The following is a 24,279-nucleotide window of genomic DNA, read 5'->3' on the forward strand; positions in this document are numbered from 1 at the left end:
CGAGAAAGAATAGTCATGGCCATTACCTCTCCCGTTCCCGCGACCATCGTGACCGGATTTCTCGGCGCGGGCAAAACGACTTTGGTGCGGCATGTGCTGAGTGCTGCGCGCGGTCGTCGTATTGCCATCATCGTCAATGAGTTCGGTTCTCTTGGAATTGATGGCGATCTGCTGAAAAGCTGCGGCATCGAGGGCTGCACCGAGGATAATATCGTCGAACTGGCCAACGGCTGTCTGTGCTGCACGGTCGCCGATGATTTCCTGCCAACCATTGAGGCGTTGCTGGGCCGCGCCCAGCCACCTGAGCATATCCTGATCGAGACCTCCGGCCTTGCTCTGCCGAAGCCTCTGCTGAAAGCGTTCAACTGGCCGGGTGTGAAAGGCCGGGTAACGGTGGATGGCGTGGTGACGGTGCTGGACGCCCCTGCCGTGGCGTCAGGTCGCTTCGCCGATGATCCGGAGGAAGTGGCGCGGCAGCGTGCGGAGGACCCGAATCTTGACCATGACAATCCGCTGGCCGAGGTGTTTGAGGATCAGCTTTCTGCGGCCGATCTCGTGCTGCTGAACAAAGCCGACCAATTGGATGATGCGACGCTCGTTTCAGTGCGGGAAGAGGTGGAACGGCATCTGCCGCGTGCGGTCAAGGTGATCGCCACCAGAGAAGGACAGGTGGACCCCGCCGTGCTGCTGGGTCTGCATGCCGCGGCGGAGAACGATCTTTCTGCACGGCCATCGCATCATGACAGCGTGGATGGCGAGCATGAACACGATGATTTCGAAAGCTTCGTCGTTCCTTTGAAAGAACAGGACGATCTGGATCGTGTGGCCGCCCTGCTGCGTCCGTTGGCGGAGGCGCATGACATTCTGCGTATGAAAGGGTTCGTCCCGGTGCAGGGCAGGCCCATGCGCGGCGTGGTGCAGGGGGTTGGCACACGGTTCCGCCAGTCTTTCGATCGTCTGTGGAAGCCAGGTGAGGTGCGGCAGGGGCAGCTTGTCATCATCGGTCGTAATGGTCTGGACCGTGCTGCTATCGAGGCATCGCTGATCAACAGCGGTCTGGGCGCTCCGGTGCCTGCCTGATGCATCTGCTGGTCCGGGAAACGCGGTCACTGGAGCAGGCGGATCAGGCGCAGGAGCTGGGCCAGAGTCCGGGCGATGTGGTGTTTCTGTCCTTCTCCGACAGCGATCTTGGCGCGGCCCGGACCGGATGGGCGGATGTCTCTGTGGAGGGGATAACGCTACGCCTCGCCAATCTGGCCCGGCTGCGTCATCCGATGTCGGTTGATCTCTATCTGGAGCAGACCGTGGCCGGGTCGGGTGCCGTGCTGCTGCGTCTGCTGGGCGGGGCAGAATACTGGCGTTACGGGTTGGAGGAACTGGCTGCGCTGTGCCGGAACCGCGCGATTCCGTTTGCAGTCATTCCGGGTGATGGCAGGCCGCCGGACCGGGAGGCGAAAGCCGCATGGCTTGCTCTCGGCACCGTGCGGGAAGAGGTCTGGACCCGTCTGGATATGTATTGTCGGCATGGTGGTCCAGAGAATCTCGGCTTTGCCCTGCGCGTAATGACGTCGCTGTCAGGCAAGGGAGTTGATGAGGCATGGCCGGTCCGGCAGGTACCGTCCTTCGGCATCTGGCGGGAGGACCGGGATCATGCGGCCGATGGGCTGAGGGCGGTTCTGGTGTTCTACCGCTCCTACTGGCTGGCGGGAGACATGGCCCCGGTCGAAGCCATGACGGAAGCCCTGCACGCACGAGGCTTCAGCGTCAGCGCGGTGTTCATCGACAGCCTGAAAAATCCTGCTTGCGCCCGTTCCGCGGCGGAGCATCTGCGCCTGTGGCGTCCGCATGTCGTGCTGAATGCAACTGGTTTCTCAGCCCGGATCGGGGAGGACGGGACATCGCCACTGGATGCAGCCGATGCGCCGGTGATTCAGCTGGTCCTGTCCGCGTCCACCTGTCCGGCCTGGCAGGAATCGACACGGGGGTTGAGCCAGTCCGATCTGGCGATGCAGGTCGTGCTGCCGGAATATGATGGCCGATTGCTGGGCGGCGTGGTATCGTTCAAGCAGGATACCAGCCTGACCGTGACAGAGGATGGCGAGGCTCTGGATGGCGCTGCTCTGGCGGCGCATATGCCTTACGAGGCCGGTATCGCCATGGCGGCGGACCGGGCACTGGGCTGGGCGCGTTTGGCGCAGACGGGGCGGCAGGATCGACGCATCGCGGTGGTGCTGTCCGATTATCCGGGGGCGGAGGGGCAGTCGGCGCATGCGGTCGGTCTCGACAGCATTGCCAGCTTGCGGGCCATGCTCGATGACCTGAAGAAGGCCGGATATCGGACGGGAGAAACACTGCCCGACGAGGTTATGCTGGCAAGAATGCTCTGTCTGGCGCCGCCTGATCCGATCATGAGCCTGTCAGAATATCAGTCTCTGTTCATGACGTTGCCGGAGGTGACCCGCCTTCGTATGGAAGAGGCATGGGGCGCCGCGGAGGATGATCCCTCCGTCGTAAACGGGTGTTTCCATCTTCGGGTCGTGCAGTGCGGCCATATCATGATGGCGGTGCAGCCGGATCGCGGGGAGCGGCTGGATCGTAAGGCCGGTTACCACGATCCTGATTTACCGCCGCGCCATGCCTATGCCGCCTTCTATCTGTGGCTGCGCGGCCGAATGGATGTGCATGCGATGATCCATCTGGGCGCGCATGGCACGCTGGAATGGCTGCCGGGCAAGGCTGTGGCGCTGTCGGAGGCATGCTATCCGGCCGCATTGCTGCGTGGCCTGCCGGTGATCTACCCGTTCATCGTCAATAATCCGGGGGAGGCAGCGGCGGCGAAACGGCGGCTGGGCGCGGTGCTGATCGGTCATCTGACGCCACCGTTAGGCCGGGCCGGGCTGCATGGAGACGCACGCATGCTCGAACGATTGCTCGATGAATATGCGGCGGCTGATGGTCTGGATCGTGCCCGTACGGCGCTGCTGAAGAGGGAAATTCTGGATCGGGCCGCTGCGGCAGGGCTGCTTGCCGAAAGCGGTGTCAGCGCTGGGGAGGATGAAGATACCGCACTGGCACGCCTCGATGCTTTTCTGTGCGATGTAAAGGACATACAGATTCGCGACGGGCTGCATGTATTCGGGCGGGCACCGGATGAAGCGCGTCGTGCTGCTCTGCTCACCTCTATTACAGATGCGGCGGGCGGGCAGGATAAGGACGGTATTGCCGTGCGGCTGGATGCCTGCGCCGGAGCAGAGCGGCATGCCCTGCTGGCGGCGCTGGACGGGCGCTTCATCCCTCCCGGTCCGGCCGGAGCACCGAGCCGGGGACGCGCCGATGTGCTGCCCACGGGGCGCAATCTGACGGCGATTGATCCGCGGGCTGTTCCCACGCGCTCCGCCTGGGTGCTGGCGGAGCGGAATGCGGCTGCTTTGCTGGAACGCCATATGCGGGATCATGGGCTGTCTCCACGTACTCTGGTGCTGGATCTCTGGGGAAGCGCCACGATGCGCACGGGGGGGGAAGATCTGGCGCTCGGTCTGGTGCTGATGGGGGTGCGCCCGGTCTGGCATGAAGGCTCGGCACGAGTATCAGGCGTGGAGACCGTACCGCTGGCCGTGCTGGACCGTCCGCGTGTGGATGTGACGCTGCGTGTCTCCGGCTTGTTCCGGGATGTTTTCGCCGATCAGATGACGTTGTTCGACATGGCGGTCGGTCTGGTGGTGGCGCTGGAGGAGCCGGAGGGCTGGAATCCTCTGGCGGAAAGCGGGGAGGCGCGTCCGGTCCGTATCTATGGGGCCCCGCCGGGCAGCTATGGCGCGGGAGCGACGGCTCTGACCGATCGGGGTGTATGGCAGAGCCGGGATGAACTCGGCGCGGCCTATCTCGATGCCTCTTCCTATGCCTATGGCCAGCATGCGGCGGGGCAGGATCGGGATGGTCTCGCCGCCCGTGTGGCGGAAGCCGATATATTCCTGCACCAGCAGGACAATGCCGAAACCGATTTGCTGGATACCACCGAGGTCGCGGCGCATGAGGGCGGCTTCGCAGCGGCTTCTGCCATGCTGGGGGCTGCTCCGACCTTATATCATGCTGATCTGTCTACCGCGGGCACCCCGCGTATGCGGTTGCTGAGTGAGGAACTGGCGCGCGTCGTCCGGGGCCGTGCCGCCAATCCGGTATGGCTGCGCGGTATGATGCAGCACGGTTTTCGCGGCGCCGCGGAAATTGCCAGGGGTGTGGAAGGACTGTTCGCCTTTGCCGCCATGCTGCCGCAGCGGCTGGATGCGCAGTTCGAGGCACTGTATTCCGCTATTATCGAGGACAGTGAAGTCGATGCCTTCATGGCTCAGGCCAATGAATCGGCCCATGCGGCCATGAAAGCACGCTTTGCGGAAGCCATCCGGCGTGATCTTTGGCGTCCCCGTCGCAACAGTCTGGCTGCTGACAGCACGGAGGCTCTGGAGACGTGATGCGGCGCGGCTGGTGCCCCTCTCTTTATCGACCGATGGAATCGGGGGATGGCCTGTTGCTCCGGGTCCGGGTGCCGCATGCGCGTCTGGATGTAGCAGCGGCGCATGCTCTGGCGCAGGCTGCCCGGCTTTGGGGGAGTGGCATCATTCAATTGACCTCGCGGGGGAATGTGCAACTGCGTGGCTTCACGCCGGAGACGGTGAAGCCTTTTGCCGATGCCATGGTGGAAGCCGGCCTGGCCTCTGCCGATCCGCTGAGGGAGGCTGCGCGGATCGTCACAGTGCCTCCGCTCTGTGGGGAGGCAGTGCGCCATCTGGCGGATGCGATAGAGGTCGCGCTGCTGCCGCTGGCTCCCCGGTTGCCCCCCAAATATGGGCTTTGTCTGGATGAGGTGCCGGCTGCGTATCCGATTGCAGCCATGCCGGCCGATATACGTCTGACATGGCAGGATGATGCCGTCATGGTGGCGCTGGATGGTGGCAGCATGGCCGCGCTGGTGTTGGCCGATGCCGTGCCGGAGCGGATCGCAGCCCTGACCTCATGGTTGATGACGCAGACTTCTGGCCGTATGCGCACGGCACTGGCCGGACACGATTCGGTGGAAATACTGCGTCGCGCTGGAATGACGGAGCTCACAATCGCGCCACTTGCGCCACCCGCCCCAAGGGGGGCGGGATACGATCAAGAAAATGACGTGCTGTCACTCCAGCCCTTGTTCGGGCAGATGGATGCGGAGACGCTGGAACGGATCGCCGCTATAGCTGCCGAGGAGGGGGATGGGCTGCTTTACCTTTCCCCATTCCGCTGCCTGCTGCTGGCTGGAATCACGCGCATGGAGGCTTTGGAGCGGGCCACCGAGTCCGTTTTAGGCGTGATTGTCTCGGCCGGGGATCAGCGGCGTACCCTGCTGGCCTGTCCGGGCGCCCCATCCTGCGCAGCTACGGTAGCGCGCACGCAGGAGGATGCGCTGCGTCTGTTCGATGCGCTCGGCCGGGCGGATATCCATGTCTCCGGTTGTGCCAAAGGCTGTGCGGGGCGGGGGCCGCGTAGCATCACGCTGGTTGGAACCATGCAGGGCTATGATCTCATTCTGGATGGCGGTCCTCTGGATAAGCCGGTTGCGCGGGGGCTGAGCTTGCGGCAGGTGTTGGGCACGTTACAGACGAAGGCCGAGCCATGACGTCCCGCTATTATTACGAGAAAGAGGGCGCTGCGATCTATGCGCAGTCTTTCGCCACCATTCGCGCCGAGGCCGATCTGTCCGGCTTTACGCAGGATCAGGCGCAAATCGTGGTGAGGATGATTCATGCCAGCGGCATGGTCGATGTTGCGAAGGATGTCGTGTTTGGCGGCGATCTTGTCCCGATCGCCCGTCAGGCCTTGCGGGGTGGAGCGCCTATCCTGTGCGATGCCAAGATGGTGGAGCAGGGTGTGACCCGCTCGCGCTTACCAGCGGAGAATAAGGTGCTTTGCCTGCTTGATGCACCGGGTATTCCTGAACTGGCGCGGCGGATCGGCAATACACGTTCGGCTGCGGCGCTGGATTTGTGGATTGAGAAGATGGGTGGGGCGGTCGTCGCCATCGGGAATGCGCCGACCGCTTTGTTCCGATTACTGGAATTGCTGGATGCAGGGGCGCCGAAGCCTGCGGCGATCATCGGTATTCCGGTGGGTTTTGTGGGCGCCGTAGAATCCAAGCAGGCATTGGCAGCGTATCGTTCCCCCTCCGGAGAGAAGATTCCTTTTGTGACGGTCCATGGGCGGCGCGGAGGCAGCGCTATGACGGCAGCCGCGCTCAATGCGCTGGCGAGCGAAATCGAATGATCCCGCCCCATGATGCGACCGGAATGGTAACCGGGCATGTCGGTACACTCTACACCGTTGGGATGGGGCCGGGCGATCCGGAATTGATTACGCTCAAGGCGGCCCGGTTGCTGGGATGCGTGGATGCGATTGCCTTTTTCGCAAAACGCGGACGCAACGGCCATGCACGAAGCATTGCCGGGCCGCATCTGCATGCTGCTATCGAGGAAATACGGCTTGACTACCCCTACACGACCGAGATCGCACTGCGTGATCCACGTTATGCGGAGGGGATCACGCAATTCTATGATGAGGCTGCCCGGCGTGTTGCCAGTGCTCTCGATGCCGGGCGGGATGTTGCGCTGCTCTGCGAGGGCGATCCGTTTTTCTATGGTTCTTCCATGTATCTGTTTGACCGGTTGGGTGGCGCGTATCCCACACGGGTGATTCCCGGCGTGACGGGAATGAGCGGTTGCTGGACGCAGGCAGGCGTGCCGATGCTGCACGGTGATGACGTGCTTTCCGTGCTGCCCGGCACGCTGGATATGGAAACGCTTACGGCAAGGCTGCGCAGTTGCGATGCTGCGGTGATCATGAAAGTAGGTCGTAACCTGCCGAAAATCCGCATGGCGCTGGAACGGGCGGCCTTGTCTGGACGTGCCGTCTATGTCGAGCGCGGCACGATGGAAGGAGAGCGGATTTGTGCGCTCCACGCTCTGAAGCAGGAAGAGGCTCCGTATTTTTCCATCGTTCTGGTGCCGGGCCGGCAGGGACCGCGTTAGGAAAACGTCGATGGCGGGCTGGATCAGGATTATCGGGTTGGGGCCGGGCAGTGACGGGCTGTTGACGCCCGATGCCATGCGATGGCTGGAACTGGCGACGGATGTCGTTGGTTATCATCCTTATGTGTCACGTGTGCCGGCAAGGCCGGGCCTGAGCCTTCATCCCAGCGATAACCGGGAAGAACTGGTCCGAGCTCGTCATGCGCTGAGCATGGCACAGGCGGGAAGATGTGTGGCGGTGGTTTCGGGCGGTGATGCAGGCGTATTTGGTATGGCCAGCGCGGTGTTCGAGGTGGTGGAAAGTGGCGATCCGGCCTGGGCCGGCCTGGATATCGAAGTCGTGCCTGGCATTTCCGCCTGCCTCGCAGCGGCGGCGCGGGCCGGTGCGCCGCTGGGGCATGATTTCTGCGTCCTGTCGTTGTCGGATAATCTGAAGCCGTGGGATCTGCTGCTGCATCGTCTGCGTGCGGCGGCAGAGGCAGGGTTTGCCATGGCTCTCTACAACCCGGTTTCTGCCGCGCGTCCATGGCAACTGGATGAAGCATTCGATCTGCTGCGGGCGTTATTACCAGGGGAGGTTCCGGTGATTTTCGCCCGTGCCGTCACGCGTCCCGATGAAAAACTGCTCGTGCGTCCCTTGCGGGAAGCAAAAGCGGCGTTGGCCGATATGCGAACTCTTGTGCTGATCTGCACGGAGGCAACGCGCCTGATTGCGAAATCTGCTGATGAGTACTGGGTTTATGCCCCACGCTCGGTCACGCGTTCATGATGCAGCATCTCCAGCCAGTGCATGGCTTCCTGCGCCGTGGTGACGGTATTGGATGGGGATGCAATCACCGGCCTGCGCACCATCCAGACGGGCAGACCGAGCGCGCGACATGCAGCGAGTTTTGCTTCTGTTGCGCTGCCACCGGCGTTTTTGGTCACGATGCCGTCAATCCGATGAGCGTGCAGCAGGGCAATTTCATCATCCGTTGCAAACGGGCCGCGGGCCGTCAGAACCGTGGCCTGTGGCGGCAGCTGATGCGGCTCCGGCGCATCGACGCTGCGAATGATGTAGTGATGCCATGGGCAGGCACGGAAAGGAGCCAGTTCCTGCCGACCGATCGTCAGAAAAATCCGGCGCGGTCTCATGCCGAGCGCAGCGGCGGCTTCTTCAAGCGAGTCCACCCTATGCCAGCGATCGCCCGCAACCGGCTGCCATGCCGGTCTGACGATGCCAAGAAACGGCAAAGGCCGCATCGCGATTGCCTCAGCCGCATTGGCGGAGATGCGGGCGGCGAAAGGATGGGTCGCGTCGATCAGCGCATGCATTCCTTCCTGTTCCAGCATCGCGGCCAGTCCGCCGGCCCCCCCGAATCCTCCCGTGCGGCAGGGGATCGGTGGCAGAACAGGGGAGCGTGTGCGTCCGGCGAAGGAAAGCAGTGGAGCAAACCGCTCATCGCCTGCCAGCAGGCGTGCGAGGGCGGAGGCTTCGCTGGTGCCACCCAGTATCAGGCAGCGTGTCGGATCGGATGGTATATGCATCAAGAGAATTCGCCGTGAGTGCGCCCGCAGGCAGGACAGCATGGCTCGGCATACTGGGCATCGGTGAGAATGGTGTCGAGGGGTTGAGTCAACGGGCCAGGCAATGGCTGGTGGAGGCTGATTATGTCTATGGCGGCACCCGTCATCTGACATTGGCGGCTTCGCTGATCGGGGAAGCCGGCATTCCATGGTCCAGCCCGCTATCCTCTTCCCTGCCTGCCTTGATGGAGAAACGGGGACGAAAAGTGGCTGTGCTGGCCTCGGGGGATCCGTTTGCCTACGGAATTGGTCCATGGTTGACGGATGCTTTGGCGCGGGAGGAATGGTTTTGTATTCCTGTGCCATCCTGCCTGTCTCTGGCGCGCTCAGCGCTCGGCTGGGCAGAAGCGGAGACGGAAACAATCTCTCTATGCGGACGTCCTCTGGAGACATTGTATCCGTTTCTTCAGCCGGACGGGCGGATTCTGATTTTGTCTGCAGATGCTTCGACGCCGGGGTTGGTGGCCGGAGAGATGACACGGCTTGGCTTTGGTTCCAGCAGAATCTGGCTGATGGAGGCGCTGGGGGGGGAGGCGGAGCGTATTCGTAACAGTGAAGCGCAGACCTTCAGCTTCTCTGATATCATGCCGCTGAACATGCTGGCGGTTGAGGTGGTCGCAGACCAGACGGCGCATATTCTTCCATTGAGTGCCGGCCTGCCGGATGCGTGCTTCGCGCATGATGGGCAGATCACCAAGCAGAATGTGCGTGCGGCGACACTGGCGGCATTGTCTCCGCATCGGGGAGAATTGCTATGGGATATAGGATGCGGGTCCGGCTCGATCGCGATCGAGTGGTTGCGACATCATCCATCCATGCGGGCGATCGGTATCGAGGCTGATACGGTGCGGGCGCAGCGTGGGCGGCAGAATGCCCATCAGCTTGGCGTGCCTCGCCTGAGCATGATCGAAGGGCGTGCGCCGGAGGCTTTGGATGGCCTCCCCGTACCGGATGCGGTTTTCATCGGTGGAGGTTGTTCCGAAGTCATGATCAGCCGCTGTCAGGCAGAACTGCGCCCCGGCGGGCGGCTGGTGGTCAATGCCGTGACGCTGGAGACAGAGGCTTTGCTGGCCGGGATATATCAGACCCATGGCGGCAGATTGACACGGCTTTCGGTTGCGACGGTGGGTGAGGTGGGACGCCTGCATGCGTTCCGCCCCGCCATGACGGTGACGCAATGGGTCTGGCGGAAGCCGCTTCATGACTGAAAGAAGGCTGATTGTGGCAGGGATCGGTTGCCGCCCGCTCTGTGTGGCAGAAGCGGTGTTCGCGCTGTTGCATCAGGCGGCGCAGACGGCCCCTTTCAGTATCGTGGCGATTCCCGAATTTCGTACCGGAGCGGAAGGGTTGATGGAAGCGCTGACGCACCTTGCTTATCCGGTACAGGTGATGACAATGGCGGCTTTACAGACCGTGCAGCATCGCTGCGTGACCCGCTCGCCGGCGGCGTTGCGAGCAACTGGTCTGTCCTCGGTGGCTGAGGCGGTTGCACTGGCGGCAGCGGGACCGCAGGCACAATTGATCCTGCCGCGTATCGCGGCTGATGGCGTGTCCTGTGCGCTGGCGGCGGCACCGGCAATATAGGGCCGGCAATAGAGGATATGACATGACGGTTCATTTCATCGGTGCAGGACCGGGGGCGGTTGATCTGATGACAGTGCGCGGGCGCGATCTGATCGCTGCCTGCCCGGTCTGTCTCTATGCCGGATCGATCATTCCTCCCGCTCTGCTGGAACATTGCCCGCCCGGAGCGGAGATCATTGATACGGCATCGCTCGATCTGGAGGGGATCATGGCGTATTGCAGCTCCGCGCATGAACGTGGGCTGGATGTTGCGCGTCTGCATTCCGGCGATCTGTCGATCTACAGCGCGGTGGCCGAGCAGCGCAGGCGACTGGAAGAGATGGGTATTCCCACCAGTTTCACCCCGGGCGTTCCTGCCTTTGCCGCTGTATCGGCGGTGATCGGGCGGGAGCTGACTTTGCCGGGTATAGCACAGAGCGTGGTGCTGACACGTGTCTCTGGCCGTGCCTCCGCCATGCCGTCCCGCGAAACGCTGGAAGCCTTTGCCGCGACGGGAGCAACGCTGGCGATCCATCTGGCCGTGCACGCTTTGCAGGATGTGGTCACACGGTTACTCCCTTTTTATGGCGCGGACTGTCCGGTCTGTGTGGCGGCGCGGGCAAGCTGGCCGGAGGAAGCCCTTTATCGCGGCACGCTCGCCGACATCGTGGCGCTGGTGGAGGCGGGGGCGGAGGAACGTACCGCCCTGATTTTGGTCGGGCCGGCACTGGGAGAAGGCGATTTTCAGAACAGCGCGCTGTATGACACCGATTATCGCCGTCGTTTCCGTGGCGGACAGTCGTAACAGGCTCAGCTTTTCTGTTCGTGGCGGCCCATCAGCTGGCCGTCACGGCTGAAGATAAGCACATCCAGCATGATCCCGGTGCCTTGCAACTGACTGGCTGCGATTTCCCATGCGCGACATGCCATCGTATCGCCCAGCGGGAAGCCTTCATGGGCGGCGATGGCAAATGCTTCTGGCGTGGTGTTCGCGGCGGCAAGCTGTGAGGCGAGTGCGGGACTGCCACCCATGGTGCTGACCAGATTGCCCAGCGCCTCCATATCCACATGTCCTCGCCGGGAGTGTAGATCGAGTCTTCCCTGTGCCAGCTTGGTGATTTTCGCAATCCCTCCCGCAATGGACAGGCGCGGCAGAGGATGGCGGCGGAGATATTTCAACATGCCGCCGACGAAATCTCCCATTTCGATCAGCGCGGTATCGGGCAGGGCATGCAGTTTTTTCACCGCCTGTTCCGAGGCATGGCCCGTGCTGCCCGCAATATGACGGAGACCGCTGGCACGGGCCACGTCGATGCCGCGATGGATGCTGTCGATCCAGGCCGAGCAGGAAAATGGCACCACGATCCCGGTCGTTCCCAGCACTGATAGGCCACCCACAATGCCAAGACGCCCGTTCAGCGTGCGCTCTGCCAGTTCACTGCCGTGGTCAATGGAAATCTCGATACTGGCGGAGGGTGCGCATCCCAGCCTCGCGGCTTCCTCGGTAATGGCCTGAGCAATCATCTGGCGGGGAACCGGATTGATGGCGGGTTCGCCGGGGGGCAGGGGCAGGCCGGGACGGGTGATGGTGCCGACGCCCGCTCCGGCGCGGAACACCAGCCCGACCTTGTCCGGCAGGCTGCGCACGGTGGCGCGGATCATGGCGCCATGCGTGACATCGGGATCGTCTCCGGCATCCTTGATCACCCCGGCCATGGCGGCGATGCCATCGGGGGTTTCCGTCATGATCCGGTGATCAGCCAGCGCAAAAAGCGGCCTCGCTCCTCCGGGCAGGGCTATTTCCACCGGATCGGGAAAATACCCGGTATGAAGCGCCGAGAAGGCCGCACGGGCTGCCGCGGTGGCGCAGGCGCCGGTGGTCCATCCGCGCCGGAGGGAAGGGGATGAGGTCACGGCACCGAGTGTAACGCGAAACCGCGCCTTGCACATCGCCATGACGTGTCAGAAGGTCGGCGCGATGAAAAAGGATCATGCTGTGCAGGACAGACCGGGCCGGGAGCGGCTTTCATGACGGCGGCGAAAGCACTGATGGTGGCCGCGCCGAAATCAGGCTCCGGCAAGACGACCGTAACGCTGGCCCTTGCTCTGGCTTTGCGCCGGCGTGGGGTGCGGGTGCGGATTGCGAAGAACGGTCCCGACTATATCGACCCGGCCTTTCATGCCGAAGCGGTTGGATTGCCCTGCTTTAATCTGGATAGCTGGGCAATGCCGCCTGTTGCGCTGGATGCGATCTGGACGGAACTGGCCGTAGAGACCGATCTGATCCTGATCGAGGCCTCCATGGGGTTGTTCGATGGGGGCGGCAGTCAGCCGGGACGGATGGGGGCGGCGTCTGATCTTGCGGCCCGTTTCGGCGTGCCGGTTCTGCTGGTGCTGGATGTCAGCGGTCAGTCGCAAAGTGCTGCGGCGGTGGCACGGGGATTTGCTACCCACGATCCCGCGGTGCGTCTGGCGGGGGTGATTGCCAATAACCTCGCCAGTGACCGCCATGCAGGGGGCGTGGCCCATGCCATGAAGCGTGCCGGGCTGCCGCTATTGGGAACCGTGAGGCGTGGGGCAGTGCCCTCGCTGCCCGAGCGGCATCTGGGGCTGGTGCAGGCACGGGAGCATGGCACATTACCGGCTCTGTTCGAGGCGCTGGCCAATGTTGCGGAGGCATCGTTTGATCTTGATGCGATCCTGTCCGCAGCCGTTCCGGTTGTTTTGCCCCCCCGAGAGGATTCCGCACCCCTGCTTCCGCCTCCGGGACAGAGGATCGCACTGGCCTGGGATGATGCGTTCAGCTTTGCCTACCCGCATATGCTGGCCGGGTGGCGCAGGGAGGGGGCTGAGATCGTTTGTTTCTCACCGCTGGCCGATCAGCCTCCTTCTGAGGATTGTGATGCGGTCTGGCTGCCCGGCGGCTACCCGGAGCTGCATGCCGCACGGCTTGCCGCTGCCTCCAGTTTCAGGTCCGGAATGCTCCGGGCGGCGGAGCAGGGTGCGGTGCATGGCGAGTGTGGCGGCTATATGGCGCTTGGGGCCGGTCTGGAAGATGCGGAGGGCGTCATCCATCCCATGCTCTCCCTGTTGTCCCATGTCACCAGTTTCCGGCAACGGCGACTCAATCTTGGATACAGGCAGGCCATTCTGGAGGACACAAGCGTGCTTGGGCCGCAGGGAGCGGTACTACGCGGGCATGAATTCCATTATGCACGGGTGATCGATCCCGGCAGTGATGCTCCTCTGGCACGTTTGTCAGATGCGGAAGGGCGTGTGCTCGGCTTGGCAGGCGGGATACGCGGGCGCGTAAGCGGCAGCTTTTTTCACGTGCTGGCCCGCGAGGCCGCCTGACCGGGCCGGGAGGGGCATCCGGCAATATATGTTTCCACCACGGCACGGTCATCGCCCAGAATTTGCAGGGCGAACAGACGATCCGCCAGTGAATGTCCTCCCGTTGAGTGGCCTTGCGTGCGGCGGGCCAGCAAAGGGGTTGCGGCAGGATCAAGCACCACGAAATCGGCCTCCTGCCCTTCTTCCAGCGCGCCGATCCGGTCGCGCAAGCCGAGAATGGATGCGCCTCCCGCCGTCGCCAGATAAAGCGCAGTGAAAGGATCGAGACTGGTGCCGCGCAACTGGCCGGTCTGATAAGCTGCGCCCATCGTATGCAGCAGGGAGAAGCTCGTTCCCGCTCCGATATCCGTGCCGAGACCGATGCCAACACCATGCTGCTCAGCCTGTTGCAGATTGAACAGGCCGGAGCCGAGAAAGCTGTTGGATGTCGGGCAGAAGGCAATACCGGCCTGTGCCTCGGCCAGAGCCTGAAAGGCGCGGGCATCAAGCTGCACACCGTGCGCGAAAACGGACCGGGCCGTCAGCAGGCCGAACTGCGCATACACGTCGAGATAGTCCCGATACCCTGCCTGCGGCGGAAACCGCTCTGCTACAGCGGAGCATTCGGCCACGCTCTCGGCCAGATGCGTATGAAACAGCGTATCGGGATAGGCCCCAAGCAGATCGGCAGCAAGGTGCAACTGGGCATCCGTGCAGGACAGTGCATAGCGTGGCACAATGGCGTAGCCGAGCCGATTGCGGCCATGCCACCGTTTTATCAGCCCGTGTGTGTCATCACGGGCGGTCTCGACCGTATCATGCAGATGCTCCGGGCCGAGATCCATCAGAACCTTGCCGGAGACGATCCGCATGTTGCGTGTACTGGCGGCTTCAAACAGGGCATTGACCGAGGTCGCATGCACCGTGGCAAAAACCAGTGCTGTGGTGGTGCCGTTGCGCAGAAGCTCATCCAGAAAAAATTCTGCTGAGGATTGTGCGTAGGCAGGATCTGAAAACTTCATTTCCTCTGGAAAAACATAGCGGTTGAGCCATTCCAGAAGCTGCGATCCATGGGAGGCAATGCACCCTGTCTGCGGGTAGTGAACATGCGTGTCGATCAGTCCCGGAATGATGAGCTTGCCCGGATAATGTGTGACCGGAACATCAGAAAATTGTTCTGCGATGATGGCATAGGGGCCACGTGCAATGAGGATACCGTTTTCAAACACCAGCATGCCATCAGGGTCATGGCGGATGGCGGCATTGCCATGGTGTTGGGGGTGATGAGGAACAGAGATGATCTCACCACGAACCGCGTGTAAAAATCCTTGTTTCGACATGATTTTTTCGATCATACCGTAAAGAATTGGCTGAATCCACGCTCCCGCAGGGCGCGGCGATAGGCGATTGAGCTTCGGTCTGCCATGACATGCGCTTCGAGCGTCGGATCAAGCGGCAGGCATTCCGGTTTCTGGGCTTCCACGATAGCCTTGTCTTCCTCAAACACACGACGGTTGAAATCATAGACTTCCTGAATGGGCCGGTCTGTATCGAAATTCCGTGCAATCGGCACGAACAGGCGGGTGATGCGGGCCGAAACAGGGGAGGCCGCGTTCATAATCACCAGCCTGCCATGATCCGGAAAATCAATGCTGAGCGTTGCGGTAAAAGGCAGATGAACGCGGAAATGCCGGAGCCATACAAAGTCTTCCGGCACCGGCTGATCTGAACCATGCGGGTAATTGCTGAGAGAGCTGCGGTACTCGACTTCAAATCCATCCCGGGTTGGAACGGGAATATAGGAAGGCACTGTGGTATTCTCGGGATCGCCGAAGGTCCCGGTATGAACGAAGCCGAAATGGGCCACATCCAGAAACCCTTCCATCTGACGTCCGGCAAAGCCAAAAATATCGATCCACGGACAGGTGATCTGCTGGAATCCGGAATCATCCCAATGTGGCATAGGTGGAATAGAAGCGGATCCCGTTTCATCAGGCCGCAGACAGGTCCAGATCAGACCATAGCGCTCTATGGCTGGATACGTGCGCAGATGCAGTTTTCCGGGAATGGCGCTGCCCGGATGGGCGGGTACCTTGATGCAGCGTCCTTCAGCACCGAACCGGAATCCGTGATAGGCACAGGCGATCGACTGCCCATCCCCATGTCCCATGCTGAGAGGAACGCCGCGATGCGGGCAGAGATCACCAGCGATGATGATCTGTTGTCCGGCGCGGTAGATCACCAGCTCTTCATCCAGCAATCGGGCGGAGAGAGGCTGTTCCCCTATGTCCCGTGCCAAGGCCACCGGATACCAGAACCGGGCCAGTTTCTGCCAATCTGCTGCCTCGAAGGTACAGTTGCGGGGCAACTGGTCGCCAGGGGGAGAGGCATAGGGAGAGGAGATTGAAGTGGCCGGAGCTGCCGTCATGCCGGTTCTGTATCCTGCTGTACTAACGGAATAACTATCAGGGCATGGTTGCAAAGGTTCGCCCCCGGCATCAAACACTAAATGGAGTCTTGCAGGATGCGGGTGCTGGTGCGGTTGCCCTCTCTCCTGCGGGGTGGATCTGTCCAGTCTGGTGTATGTCCATGATGATGGACAGGGCATTCAAAAGGAAAGAGCCGTTGTCGCAGAAATCGAAAACCCTAATCCAAGACCTTGATGCCTTCATTTCTGACGCACGCGCTTTTCAGGGGGGAGATGCTCAGGCCGAGCGGGATGTAGCCATCAGAATGGCCGAGCTGACCAAGCCGGAGGGCAGTCTCGGGCGGTTGGAAGACGCGGTCGGATGGTTGGCGCGGTGGCAGGGCCGTTCCAGACCAAGGCTGGAGAATGTCGATATTCTGGTTTTTGCCGGCAATCACGGTGTTGTGAATCAGGGGGTGTCACCTTACCCGGCTGAGGTGACGGAACAGATGGTGGCGAATTTTGCCAATGGTGGTGCGGCGATCAATCAGCTTGCGCGGTCTGGACAGGCCGGATTGAGGGTGATTGCGCTGGATATCCATCGACCGACGGCAGATATCACGCAGGCACCCGCCATGGATGAGTCTGCTCTTCTGAATGCAATGCGCGTGGGCGCACAGGCCGTGAAGGCTTGTGACCTTTTATGTCTGGGGGAGATGGGAATCGGTAACACCACTATTGCTGCGACTCTGTCTGCGGGTTTGTTCGGGGGAGATGGAACAGACTGGGCCGGGAGGGGAACCGGTCTTGATGATGAGGGGCTAAGTGTGAAACGCAGGGTGATCGACCGTGCCCTGTCGCTGCATCGTGGTGCTTCTACGCCGTTGGCCGTGATGGCGGCACTGGGCGGAAGAGAACTTGCGGCGATACTGGGGGCGGTGTGGCAGGCCAGACGGCTTGGTATTCCGGTGCTGCTGGACGGCTTTGTCTGTACTTCCGCGGCTGCTCCACTGGCAGTGTTGGCCGAAGGTGGGCTGGATCATACTCTGGTCGGGCATCTGTCGGCCGAGCCGGGGCATCGGCGCATTCTGGAACGGCTGGGAAAAGAACCATTGCTCGATCTCGGCATGAGGCTGGGAGAAGCCTCCGGTGCTGCCATTGCACTGCCTGTTCTGAGGGCTGTGCTTGCCTGTTATAACGGAATGGCAACCTTTGCCGAAGCCAGTGTGGCAAGGGCTTCAGCGGCTATCCGTTGATGGGCTGGCTGAATGACCGTTTCCGGGAGATTGCGGCCGCAGTCATGGTGCTGACGCGCTTACCCTTCCTGCATTTTGAACATTCTTTTCCTGCTATGGCATCGGCGGCATGGGCGTTTCCGCTCGTGGGGGGCATGCTGGGTCTGATGATCGGTTGCGTACAGATCATGCTCATCCGCCTGTGCGGGATGCCGTCATGGCCTGCCGCGGTCATCTGTGTGGCGTTGGGTGTCCTCATGACCGGTGCCCTGCATGAGGATGGTCTGGCTGATTTTGCCGATGCTGCCGGCGGCCATACGACAGAAAAAAAGCTGATGATCATGCGTGACAGCCGGATCGGCAGTTTTGGTGCTGTTTCCATTGTGCTGTCCTTGATGATACGGACAGCCTGTATCGCCTCATTGACTCCCGGCGGGTATGCGTTGGGGGCGATTATCTCCTCAATGGCAATGTCGCGCTTCTGTGTCCTGTTGATCCCTTGTTTCCTGCATCCTGCACGCCCAGAAGGATTGGGGGCGATGATGGCAGGGATCGGTCCTGTGCAACTCGCCATGGCTGCAATTCCGACTGTGGTGCTGGCTTCTTTGGCAGGCATCCATGGCTGGCTCGCTTTTCTGACGGCTTTGCTGAGCGCATGGCTGGTCGGGTGCTATGCACGAAGGACGCTTGGTGGCTTTACCGGGGACGTGCTGGGCGCGACAGAGCAATGTGCTGTCTGTGTGGCTTTTCTGGTTATGGTCTGCGGTTGAACATTGGCTGAAATGAAAAAGGCCGGGAGATGACCCCGGCCTTTCTGTTTCAGTGTTGCGGCTTTTCCTTGCGGGAAAAGAGGCTTTTGAGTCGTTCGCGCAGAGTCTGGAACGTCACATACAGCATCGGGATCATGAAGATACCAATACAACTGGCGGCCAGCATGCCGGCCATGACTGATGTGCCGACATCCCGGCGGCTGATGGCAGCGGCACCATGTGCGACGACCAGAGGCAGCAGACCGAGAATGAAGGCGATGGATGTCATCATCACGGCCCGAAATCGGGTTTTTGCACCCTGCATGGCGGCTTCCTTGATGCTGTCACCGTGTTCGCGTCTTTCCTTGGCGAACTCGACAATCAGAATGCCGTTCTTGGCGGCAAGAGCGATCAGCACCACCAGCCCGATCTGAGCGTAAATATCCAGCGAGAGATGGGCAATCATGATACCGGCAAAAGAGCCGAGCACGCCAACGCTAACAGACATCAGCACCGGAACCGGGATCATCCAACTTTCATAAAGTCCGACCAGGAACAGATATGCAAACAGCAGTGCCAGCCCGAGGATGGCACCGGTCTGGCCCGATGCGGCGACTTCCTGGTAGGCCGTGCCTGTCCATTCGAAATCATATCCTGGTGGCAGAGTTTTTCTCGATACCTCTGCCATGGTGTTCAGCGCGGTACCGGAGGACACACCGGGGGCAGGGCCGCCATTGATGGTGATTGAACGATAGTTGTTATACCGCGTGATGACCTGCGGACCGACCACGAAATGCACCGTCGCGATGGAGCGCAGCGGTACACTCTCACCGTTCTTGTTACGGACATAGATCTGCCACAGATCCTGCACTTCATTACGGTTGACGGCCTCACCTTCGATATTGACCTGCCAGACGCGTCCGAACAGGTTGAAATCGTTCACGTATAACCCGCCAAGGGTTGCTTGCAGCGAAGTGAATACATCACTGATTGACAATCCCAGTGCCGTTGCCTTGTCCCGGTCGATATCCAGGTACAGGGACGGATTGGTGCTGGTGAAGGTGGTGAAAACACGGGAGAGGGCCGGATTTTGGTTGGCGGCAGCGATCAGCCCCCGTGCCACACTGCCGAGGGAGGCCGGATCCTGACCTTCCAGACCTTCCAGCTGATATTCAAACCCGCCTGTTGTCGACAGGCCGATGATGGGCGGCAGGTTCAATGGAAAAACGATGGCTTCCCTGATCTGCTGTGCCGCGCCTGCGATGCGGCCGATAATCGCCTGCGCCGACATGGAAGGATCGGTACGCTGGCTGAAGTTTTTCAGCTTCACAAACATGAAGCCGGCATTCGGTTCCTGTGCACTGTCAAGAATGGAGCGACCAATAATCTGCACCACATCCCGGACACCAGGAATGGGATGGATGATATCGTTCAGTTTCTCCATCACGGCGGCAGTTCGATTGACGGAGGCGCCATCCGGCAGCTGGACGATGACGAAGAAGCCACCCTGATCTTCTTCCGGCAGGAAGCCGGTAGGGGTCATGCGGGAAATCATGAAGATCCCGCCGCCGCACACCCCGACCAGCAAGATCGATAGGACGGAAATACGCAACAGACGCAGCACGATGGCGGCATATCCGTCCCGCACTTTGTCGATTCCGCGCGATATGAAGCCGAGAATGCCTCGCTTTTCACCGGTATGACGCAGAAACACTGCACAGAGCGCCGGTGACAGCGTCAGCGCATTGATCGCTGAAATCAGCATCGAAATACTGATGGTGACGGCAAACTGCCGGAACAACTGGCCGGAAATACCCGGAATAAAGGCGACCGGGACGAACACGGACAGCAGCACCAGTGTGATGGCGATGATGGGCGCTGTGATCTGTTCCATCGCCTTGATGGTTGCATCCTGTGGTGAAAGCTCCGGCTCCTCCTCCATCACGCGCTCGACATTCTCGACCACCACAATGGCGTCATCGACGACGATACCGATCGCCAGCACCATCGCGAGCAGAGAGACCGTATTGGCGGAATACCCCATGGCCAGCAGACCGGCGAAGGCACCAATCAGGCTGACGGGCACCGCCACGCTGGGGATGATGGTGGCGCGCAGGCTGCCAAGGAACAGAAACACCACCAGCACGACCAGAACGAAGGCTTCGGCCAATGTGCGCAGCACTTCGTGAATCGTATCGGTCACGAAGGTCGTGCTGTCATAGCTGACCTGATATTTCATGCCTGGCGGGAAGCGCTCCGCCAGCCCGGCCAGTCTTTTATTGACAGCCTCTGCCGTGTTCACCGCATTGGCACCGGGGGACAGATAGACCGCAACAGTGACGGATGGCTTTCCGTTCAGACGGGTTTCACTGTCCTCATTCTGACCGCCAAGCTCGACACGCGCCACGTCCCGAACCCGCAGGATCGAGCCGTCAGGATTGGCACGGACAATGATATTGCCGAATTGCTCCTTGGTGATCAGGCGGCCCTGAGTCTGGACATTGAACTGAAACTGCTGATCAGGCCCGACCGGGCGTGCGCCGATGCGTCCCACCGGGGCGACGGTGTTCTGCGACTGAATGGCTGCGGCAATGTCGGATGGAGAAAGATTGAGGCTGGTCAGGCGGTGAATGTCGAACCAGACCCGCATGGAATACATCTGCTGGCTGAACAGCATCGCCTGCCCCACACCGGGGGTGCGACTGATCGCATCCATGACTGAAATCTGGAGGTAGTTGGTGATGAACAGAGGATCCTTGGTGCCATCACTGCTGTAGAAGCTGATGAACTCCAGAATAGCGGAGGATCGCTTCTGCACCGTCAGCCCTTGCCGTTGCACAATTTCCGGCAGGCGTGATGTGGCTGTCTGAACACGGTTGTTGGTGTTGACCGTGTCGATATCGGGGTTGGTGCCCAGCGCGAAACTGACGGTCAGATTATAGCTGCCATCATTGCCCGCGGTACTCTTCATGTAGAGCATCTGGTCCACACCGACGACCTGAGCCTCAATCGGCTGGGCGACGGAGCTTTCGACCACGGCGGCAGAGGCACCCGGATAGGATGCGGTAACCTGAACCTGTGGCGGCACGATATCGGGGAACTGGGCCACCGAGATCCGGGTGAGGGAAATTAATCCTGCAATCGTGGTGACGATCGCGATGACAATCGCCAGTCGCGGGCGTCGGACAAATACCGCTGAGATCATCGGGGCTTACCCGCGCGCCGGAGGGGGAGGAGTGGTCGCCGGATTGGGAGAGGCCGGGCCGGGCGCCACTTTCTGGCCCGGCTTCATGACGCGTTGCACACCCTCCACAATCACTGTCTGGCCGGGTGTCAGGCCTTTCAGCACCACGGCATTTTTCTGATCAGAAGCGCCGAGCTCGACATTGGTGCGGATGGCCTCGTTCTGGGCATTGACGGTATAAACGTAATTCCCCTCCTGGTCGGACAGAACGGCAGCGCGCGGGATGGTCAGGGCTTCGACCGGCTGGACACCTTCCATGATGACCTGCACGAATTCACCATCAATCAGCTCCCGTACCGCATGATCACCGTCCTTGCTGATCATGGGATTGGCGACGGTTGCGCGCAGCAAGATCGTATCCGTCGTGCTGCTGATGGTGTTGTCGGTGAAGTTCAAATCGCCTGTCTGGTCGTAGATACGGCCATCCGGCAGGCGCAGCTTGATCTTGACGGCTTTCAGACCGCCTTTTGTGTAGTAGCGGTTCCGCAGTTCCAGCGCCTCCGGCACTGGCACCGGAAACAGGATCCACATAGGATCCTGACTGACGATGGTTGCCAGCGTGCCGGTATTCGGTGTGACCACGTTACCGATGGTCAGACTGGTGCGACCGATCTTGCCTGCAATCGGGGCACGGATATCCGTATAGGCCAGATTGATCTGGGCCAAACGCAATTGGGCCTGATTGGCCATGACCTGCGCCTCATCCGCCAGCACGGCGGCGCGGCTGTCATCATAGATCGAGCGTTGGCCTGCGGGCGTGTTCAACAGCGCCTTGGCACGGCCCATGGTTAGCTGGGCGTTGTTCAGCGTGGCCTGCGCCTGCTGCACCGCCGCGGCTTTCGCCTGTACATCGGCCTCGAAAGGCGGCTTTTCCAGCGTATAGAGAAGGTCCCCCTTTTTGACCTCTGCCCCTTCCTTGAACAACTGCTGTTCGAGAAAGGCCGTGACGCGGGGTACCAAGTTAACGCGGTCAGTGGCCTGAATACGTCCGACAAACTCATTGGTCTGGGTGTAGGGAAGCTTCTCGGCCTTAATGACCCCAACCGGCGGCGGCCCTCCACCGGGCCGTCCCTGCGCCAGCGCTATCTGAGCTGTGCCAGTCAGGAGTGCAACAGCGAGGCAGGCAGCCAGAGAAGTCGCTTTCAGAAATCCTCCCCCTGCATACGATGGGCGCTTCACCACATCGGAGCGATGCGTCGGTGCGGATGAGGGAGGGATAGGAACGAAGCGATCATGCATGGAAGTGAGGTCCTGCCTTGCCATTGCCGATCAGTATGTCATCTGACCGATTGGTCAACCAATAATGACGCAGGTACGGAACGGTCAATCGTTGATGACAAATTATACTGTTCTGTCTTGGTGGCGTCATATTTGGCCTTCTGGCCGACATGTCGCATGTTCATCGCTGCCATGACCGCTCAGACGCGCTTTTTCAGACTGGTTTTATATTTTGTGCCTCTCTTCATCGGACAGCCAGCCTTGATGGCTGCGCCCGTGGAGAAACCGGTACAGGAGCAGAGGATTTCTCCAGAAACATGGGCGCGTGAGCAGTCGAGACTGTGCCGGAACGCGATTGATGAGGCAGAGCGCCTTTTGCCGGTCAAAAAAGGATTATTGCTGGCCATTTCCCGGGTTGAAAGCGGTCGCCCTATCCAGATCGAGGCCAACAGACTCGCCCAGTCACTTGAGCCCTGGCCATGGACTATCAATGCGGATGGGCAGGGTTATTTTTTTGACAGCAAGGCTGCGGCGGTTGCATGGGCAAAGCAGGCGCTCGCTCAGAAACGTGTTCAATTTATGGATATCGGATGCATGCAGGTGGATTTGCAGATGCATCCTGCTGCCTTCAAAACTGTGGAGGATGCGTTTGATCCTCACAAGAATGTGACCTACGCCGCCCGGTTTCTGACAGCGCTACATGATGGCCCGGCCAATAGCGATTGGGGCTTGGCGGCGGGACTCTATCATTCCTCGACCCCGGCGCTGGCGGCTGATTATCGCAACAGGGTGGCGGCTGTAGGGGCGGGAGTGGTCTCGACGGTCATTGCCTTTCCGCCGACTTTTCTGTCGGCGAAGCGGGCCGGAACACTGCACATGGCGCTGACGGGCGGAGGATCACTGGCGATCAACGTCCGCCGTCAACCTGCCCCCATCCATCGCAGGCAGAGTCCCTGCGCGGTGGCCCGTATGCTCGGCCCCTATCTGCCGCGCCGCCCGCGAGGATGCTGACGGCGCAAACAGGGAGAGTCGTTTCAGCCCTGATAAGTGGTCTGTCGTTGTTCACCGAGGCCGGAGACGCCCAGAGTCATTGTCTGGCCGGGGCGCAGGTAGATCGGTTCCGGCTTCTTGCCCATACCGACGCCCGGAGGGGTGCCAGTTGCAATCAGATCCCCTGGATGCAGGGTGATGAACTGGCTGACATAGCTGACCAGGGTCCGTACACCGAAGATCATGGTGCGTGTATTGCCGGTCTGCATCCGCTCACCATCGACATCGGTCCACAGATCGAGGTTTTGTGGATCGGGAATTTCGTCCTGTGTCACCAGCCATGGACCGACCGGGCCGAACGTGTCGCAGCCCTTGCCCTTGTCCCAGGTACCTGCGCGTTTGGTCTGGTATTCGCGCTCGCTGACATCGTTGATGATGCAGTAGCCAGCGACATGCTTCATGGCATCTTCCTCGCTGACATGACGGGCGAGGCTGCCAATGACGATCCCCAATTCCACTTCCCAGTCTGTGCTGGTCGAGCCGGGAGGAATACGGACATCGTCATAGGGACCGCAGAAAGCACCCAGCGATTTCAGAAACAGGATCGGTTCGCGTGGGATTTTGCCACCGGTTTCGGCGGCGTGATCAGCGTAGTTCAGGCCGATACAGATGAAATTGAGTGGCAGCGGCACACACGGTCCGATTCTGGGGGAACCCTCGACCAGCGGCAGGGTTTCCGGGTCCAGACGACCGAGTCTGGCCAGCCCTTCCGGTGACAGCACGCTGCCTGCGAAGTCATTGACATAATGCGAGACATCGCGCGGACGACCGGCAGAATCCAGAATGGCAGGTTTTTCTTGCCCGGGAGGGCCAAGTCTAAGCAATTTCATATCATAATCTCCCCTCATTTTCGGCATAT

Annotated in this window: 20 protein-coding genes; 13 read left to right on the top strand and 7 right to left on the bottom strand. The window is 60.8% G+C overall.

Translation table 11 applies throughout. From position 1 onward, the window contains the following. The first annotated feature begins 15 nt into the window (after window positions 1–15). Genes cobW through cobJ form a run of 6 tightly spaced genes read left to right on the top strand, consistent with a single transcriptional unit; the run spans window position 16 to window position 7,824 of the window. Window positions 16–1,080 (top strand): cobalamin biosynthesis protein CobW, encoded by a 1,065-nt coding sequence (cobW, locus tag GbCGDNIH6_RS03400; protein ID WP_072562839.1) that lies wholly within the window; start codon window positions 16–18, stop codon window positions 1,078–1,080. Next, entirely contained in the window at window positions 1,080–4,469 is a 3,390-nt protein-coding gene (gene cobN / locus GbCGDNIH6_RS03405) for a cobaltochelatase subunit CobN (protein ID WP_072562840.1), read from the top strand. Before cobW ends, cobN begins: the two co-directional genes overlap by 1 nt. After that, window positions 4,469–5,650, top strand: coding sequence for a hypothetical protein (locus GbCGDNIH6_RS03410; protein WP_081369942.1), 1,182 nt, complete (start codon window positions 4,469–4,471; stop codon window positions 5,648–5,650). The genes cobN and GbCGDNIH6_RS03410 overlap by 1 nt, the downstream gene beginning before the upstream one ends. After that, window positions 5,647–6,294 (top strand): precorrin-8X methylmutase, encoded by a 648-nt coding sequence (locus GbCGDNIH6_RS03415; protein WP_072562842.1) that lies wholly within the window; start codon window positions 5,647–5,649, stop codon window positions 6,292–6,294. Before GbCGDNIH6_RS03410 ends, GbCGDNIH6_RS03415 begins: the two co-directional genes overlap by 4 nt. Then, window positions 6,291–7,055 carry a precorrin-2 C(20)-methyltransferase gene (locus GbCGDNIH6_RS03420; RefSeq protein ID WP_095413378.1) on the top strand — a complete coding sequence of 255 codons (765 nt, stop codon included), beginning with the start codon at window positions 6,291–6,293 and terminating at the stop codon, window positions 7,053–7,055. Before GbCGDNIH6_RS03415 ends, GbCGDNIH6_RS03420 begins: the two co-directional genes overlap by 4 nt. A gap of 10 nt (window positions 7,056–7,065) precedes the next feature. Further along, complete coding sequence (gene cobJ, locus GbCGDNIH6_RS03425) at window positions 7,066–7,824, top strand: precorrin-3B C(17)-methyltransferase (RefSeq protein ID WP_072562843.1); 759 nt, start codon at window positions 7,066–7,068, stop codon at window positions 7,822–7,824. On the opposite strand, the gene GbCGDNIH6_RS03430 is transcribed toward cobJ, so the two are convergent. After that, window positions 7,794–8,582 carry a cobalt-precorrin-6A reductase gene (locus GbCGDNIH6_RS03430; RefSeq protein ID WP_072562844.1) on the bottom strand — a complete coding sequence of 263 codons (789 nt, stop codon included), beginning with the start codon at window positions 8,580–8,582 and terminating at the stop codon, window positions 7,794–7,796. The genes cobJ and GbCGDNIH6_RS03430 overlap by 31 nt on opposite strands. Before the next feature lie 14 nt (window positions 8,583–8,596). Here GbCGDNIH6_RS03430 and cbiE point away from each other — a divergent pair, with 14 nt between their 5' ends. Genes cbiE through cobM form a run of 3 tightly spaced genes read left to right on the top strand, consistent with a single transcriptional unit; the run spans window position 8,597 to window position 10,989 of the window. Next, on the top strand, window positions 8,597–9,829 hold the full coding sequence (gene cbiE / locus GbCGDNIH6_RS03435) for a precorrin-6y C5,15-methyltransferase (decarboxylating) subunit CbiE (RefSeq protein ID WP_232449946.1): 1,233 nt from the start codon (window positions 8,597–8,599) through the stop codon (window positions 9,827–9,829). Continuing rightward, window positions 9,822–10,205: a cobalamin biosynthesis protein gene (locus GbCGDNIH6_RS03440; RefSeq protein WP_081369943.1), complete on the top strand. Its 384-nt coding sequence runs from the start codon at window positions 9,822–9,824 to the stop codon at window positions 10,203–10,205. The genes cbiE and GbCGDNIH6_RS03440 overlap by 8 nt, the downstream gene beginning before the upstream one ends. Window positions 10,206–10,227: 22 nt before the next feature. Then, window positions 10,228–10,989, top strand: a complete 762-nt coding sequence (gene cobM, locus GbCGDNIH6_RS03445) for a precorrin-4 C(11)-methyltransferase (RefSeq protein ID WP_072562846.1) — start codon at window positions 10,228–10,230, stop codon at window positions 10,987–10,989. 5 nt (window positions 10,990–10,994) lie between these two features. On the opposite strand, the gene GbCGDNIH6_RS03450 is transcribed toward cobM, so the two are convergent. Then, window positions 10,995–12,140 (bottom strand): cobalt-precorrin-5B (C(1))-methyltransferase, encoded by a 1,146-nt coding sequence (locus tag GbCGDNIH6_RS03450; protein ID WP_072562847.1) that lies wholly within the window; start codon window positions 12,138–12,140, stop codon window positions 10,995–10,997. Window positions 12,141–12,212: 72 nt separating this feature from the next. On the opposite strand from GbCGDNIH6_RS03450, the gene GbCGDNIH6_RS03455 reads away from it, so the two are divergent. After that, window positions 12,213–13,538, top strand: coding sequence for a cobyrinic acid a,c-diamide synthase CobB (locus tag GbCGDNIH6_RS03455; protein WP_072562848.1), 1,326 nt, complete (start codon window positions 12,213–12,215; stop codon window positions 13,536–13,538). On the opposite strand, the gene guaD is transcribed toward GbCGDNIH6_RS03455, so the two are convergent. Beyond that, the gene (gene guaD, locus GbCGDNIH6_RS03460) at window positions 13,511–14,857 is read right to left on the bottom strand and encodes a guanine deaminase (protein ID WP_072564311.1); all 1,347 of its coding nucleotides are present in this window, start codon (window positions 14,855–14,857) and stop codon (window positions 13,511–13,513) included. The genes GbCGDNIH6_RS03455 and guaD overlap by 28 nt on opposite strands. 11 nt (window positions 14,858–14,868) lie before the next feature. Continuing rightward, entirely contained in the window at window positions 14,869–15,945 is a 1,077-nt protein-coding gene (locus GbCGDNIH6_RS03465; protein ID WP_072562849.1) for an aromatic ring-hydroxylating oxygenase subunit alpha, read from the bottom strand. Window positions 15,946–16,112: 167 nt separating this feature from the next. Between GbCGDNIH6_RS03465 and cobT the strand changes: the two genes are divergently transcribed. Both cobT and cobS read left to right on the top strand, forming a co-directional pair. Continuing rightward, the gene (gene cobT, locus GbCGDNIH6_RS03470; protein WP_081370156.1) at window positions 16,113–17,180 is read left to right on the top strand and encodes a nicotinate-nucleotide--dimethylbenzimidazole phosphoribosyltransferase; all 1,068 of its coding nucleotides are present in this window, start codon (window positions 16,113–16,115) and stop codon (window positions 17,178–17,180) included. After that, window positions 17,180–17,929, top strand: a complete 750-nt coding sequence (gene cobS, locus GbCGDNIH6_RS03475; RefSeq protein WP_072562850.1) for an adenosylcobinamide-GDP ribazoletransferase — start codon at window positions 17,180–17,182, stop codon at window positions 17,927–17,929. Before cobT ends, cobS begins: the two co-directional genes overlap by 1 nt. 49 nt (window positions 17,930–17,978) lie before the next feature. Here the strand turns inward: cobS and GbCGDNIH6_RS03480 are convergent, their stop codons facing one another. Together GbCGDNIH6_RS03480 and GbCGDNIH6_RS03485 are read right to left on the bottom strand one after the other, a co-directional pair. Further along, on the bottom strand, window positions 17,979–21,113 hold the full coding sequence (locus tag GbCGDNIH6_RS03480; protein WP_072562851.1) for an efflux RND transporter permease subunit: 3,135 nt from the start codon (window positions 21,111–21,113) through the stop codon (window positions 17,979–17,981). A 6-nt stretch (window positions 21,114–21,119) separates the two neighbouring features. Next, a complete protein-coding gene (locus tag GbCGDNIH6_RS03485) occupies window positions 21,120–22,391 on the bottom strand; it encodes an efflux RND transporter periplasmic adaptor subunit (protein WP_072562852.1) in 1,272 nt (423 codons plus the stop codon). Between the two features lie 240 nt (window positions 22,392–22,631). On the opposite strand from GbCGDNIH6_RS03485, the gene GbCGDNIH6_RS03490 reads away from it, so the two are divergent. Continuing rightward, a complete protein-coding gene (locus GbCGDNIH6_RS03490) occupies window positions 22,632–23,381 on the top strand; it encodes a lysozyme family protein (RefSeq protein ID WP_157692312.1) in 750 nt (249 codons plus the stop codon). A gap of 23 nt (window positions 23,382–23,404) precedes the next feature. Here GbCGDNIH6_RS03490 and GbCGDNIH6_RS03495 read toward each other — a convergent pair whose 3' ends face one another. Next, complete coding sequence (locus GbCGDNIH6_RS03495) at window positions 23,405–24,250, bottom strand: fumarylacetoacetate hydrolase family protein (protein WP_072564313.1); 846 nt, start codon at window positions 24,248–24,250, stop codon at window positions 23,405–23,407. Window positions 24,251–24,279 lie beyond the last annotated feature (29 nt).

This window comes from Granulibacter bethesdensis (assembly GCF_001889525.1).
In the GTDB taxonomy this organism is placed as follows: domain Bacteria; phylum Pseudomonadota; class Alphaproteobacteria; order Acetobacterales; family Acetobacteraceae; genus Granulibacter; species Granulibacter bethesdensis_C.

Bases quoted from the DNA above. Each gene is read 5' to 3' on its own strand.
- cobW (WP_072562839.1), top strand. From the start codon at position 16: ATGGCCATTACCTCTCCCGTTCCCGCGACCATCGTGACCGGATTTCTC.
- cobN (WP_072562840.1), top strand. From the start codon at position 1,080: ATGCATCTGCTGGTCCGGGAAACGCGGTCACTGGAGCAGGCGGATCAG.
- GbCGDNIH6_RS03410 (WP_081369942.1), top strand. From the start codon at position 4,469: ATGCGGCGCGGCTGGTGCCCCTCTCTTTATCGACCGATGGAATCGGGG.
- GbCGDNIH6_RS03415 (WP_072562842.1), top strand. From the start codon at position 5,647: ATGACGTCCCGCTATTATTACGAGAAAGAGGGCGCTGCGATCTATGCG.
- GbCGDNIH6_RS03420 (WP_095413378.1), top strand. From the start codon at position 6,291: ATGATCCCGCCCCATGATGCGACCGGAATGGTAACCGGGCATGTCGGT.
- cobJ (WP_072562843.1), top strand. From the start codon at position 7,066: ATGGCGGGCTGGATCAGGATTATCGGGTTGGGGCCGGGCAGTGACGGG.
- GbCGDNIH6_RS03430 (WP_072562844.1), bottom strand. From the start codon at position 8,582: ATGCATATACCATCCGATCCGACACGCTGCCTGATACTGGGTGGCACC.
- GbCGDNIH6_RS03440 (WP_081369943.1), top strand. From the start codon at position 9,822: ATGACTGAAAGAAGGCTGATTGTGGCAGGGATCGGTTGCCGCCCGCTC.
- cobM (WP_072562846.1), top strand. From the start codon at position 10,228: ATGACGGTTCATTTCATCGGTGCAGGACCGGGGGCGGTTGATCTGATG.
- GbCGDNIH6_RS03450 (WP_072562847.1), bottom strand. From the start codon at position 12,140: ATGGCGATGTGCAAGGCGCGGTTTCGCGTTACACTCGGTGCCGTGACC.
- GbCGDNIH6_RS03455 (WP_072562848.1), top strand. From the start codon at position 12,213: ATGACGGCGGCGAAAGCACTGATGGTGGCCGCGCCGAAATCAGGCTCC.
- guaD (WP_072564311.1), bottom strand. From the start codon at position 14,857: ATGTCGAAACAAGGATTTTTACACGCGGTTCGTGGTGAGATCATCTCT.
- GbCGDNIH6_RS03465 (WP_072562849.1), bottom strand. From the start codon at position 15,945: ATGACGGCAGCTCCGGCCACTTCAATCTCCTCTCCCTATGCCTCTCCC.
- cobT (WP_081370156.1), top strand. From the start codon at position 16,113: ATGGACAGGGCATTCAAAAGGAAAGAGCCGTTGTCGCAGAAATCGAAA.
- cobS (WP_072562850.1), top strand. From the start codon at position 17,180: ATGGGCTGGCTGAATGACCGTTTCCGGGAGATTGCGGCCGCAGTCATG.
- GbCGDNIH6_RS03480 (WP_072562851.1), bottom strand. From the start codon at position 21,113: ATGATCTCAGCGGTATTTGTCCGACGCCCGCGACTGGCGATTGTCATC.
- GbCGDNIH6_RS03485 (WP_072562852.1), bottom strand. From the start codon at position 22,391: ATGCATGATCGCTTCGTTCCTATCCCTCCCTCATCCGCACCGACGCAT.
- GbCGDNIH6_RS03495 (WP_072564313.1), bottom strand. From the start codon at position 24,250: ATGAAATTGCTTAGACTTGGCCCTCCCGGGCAAGAAAAACCTGCCATT.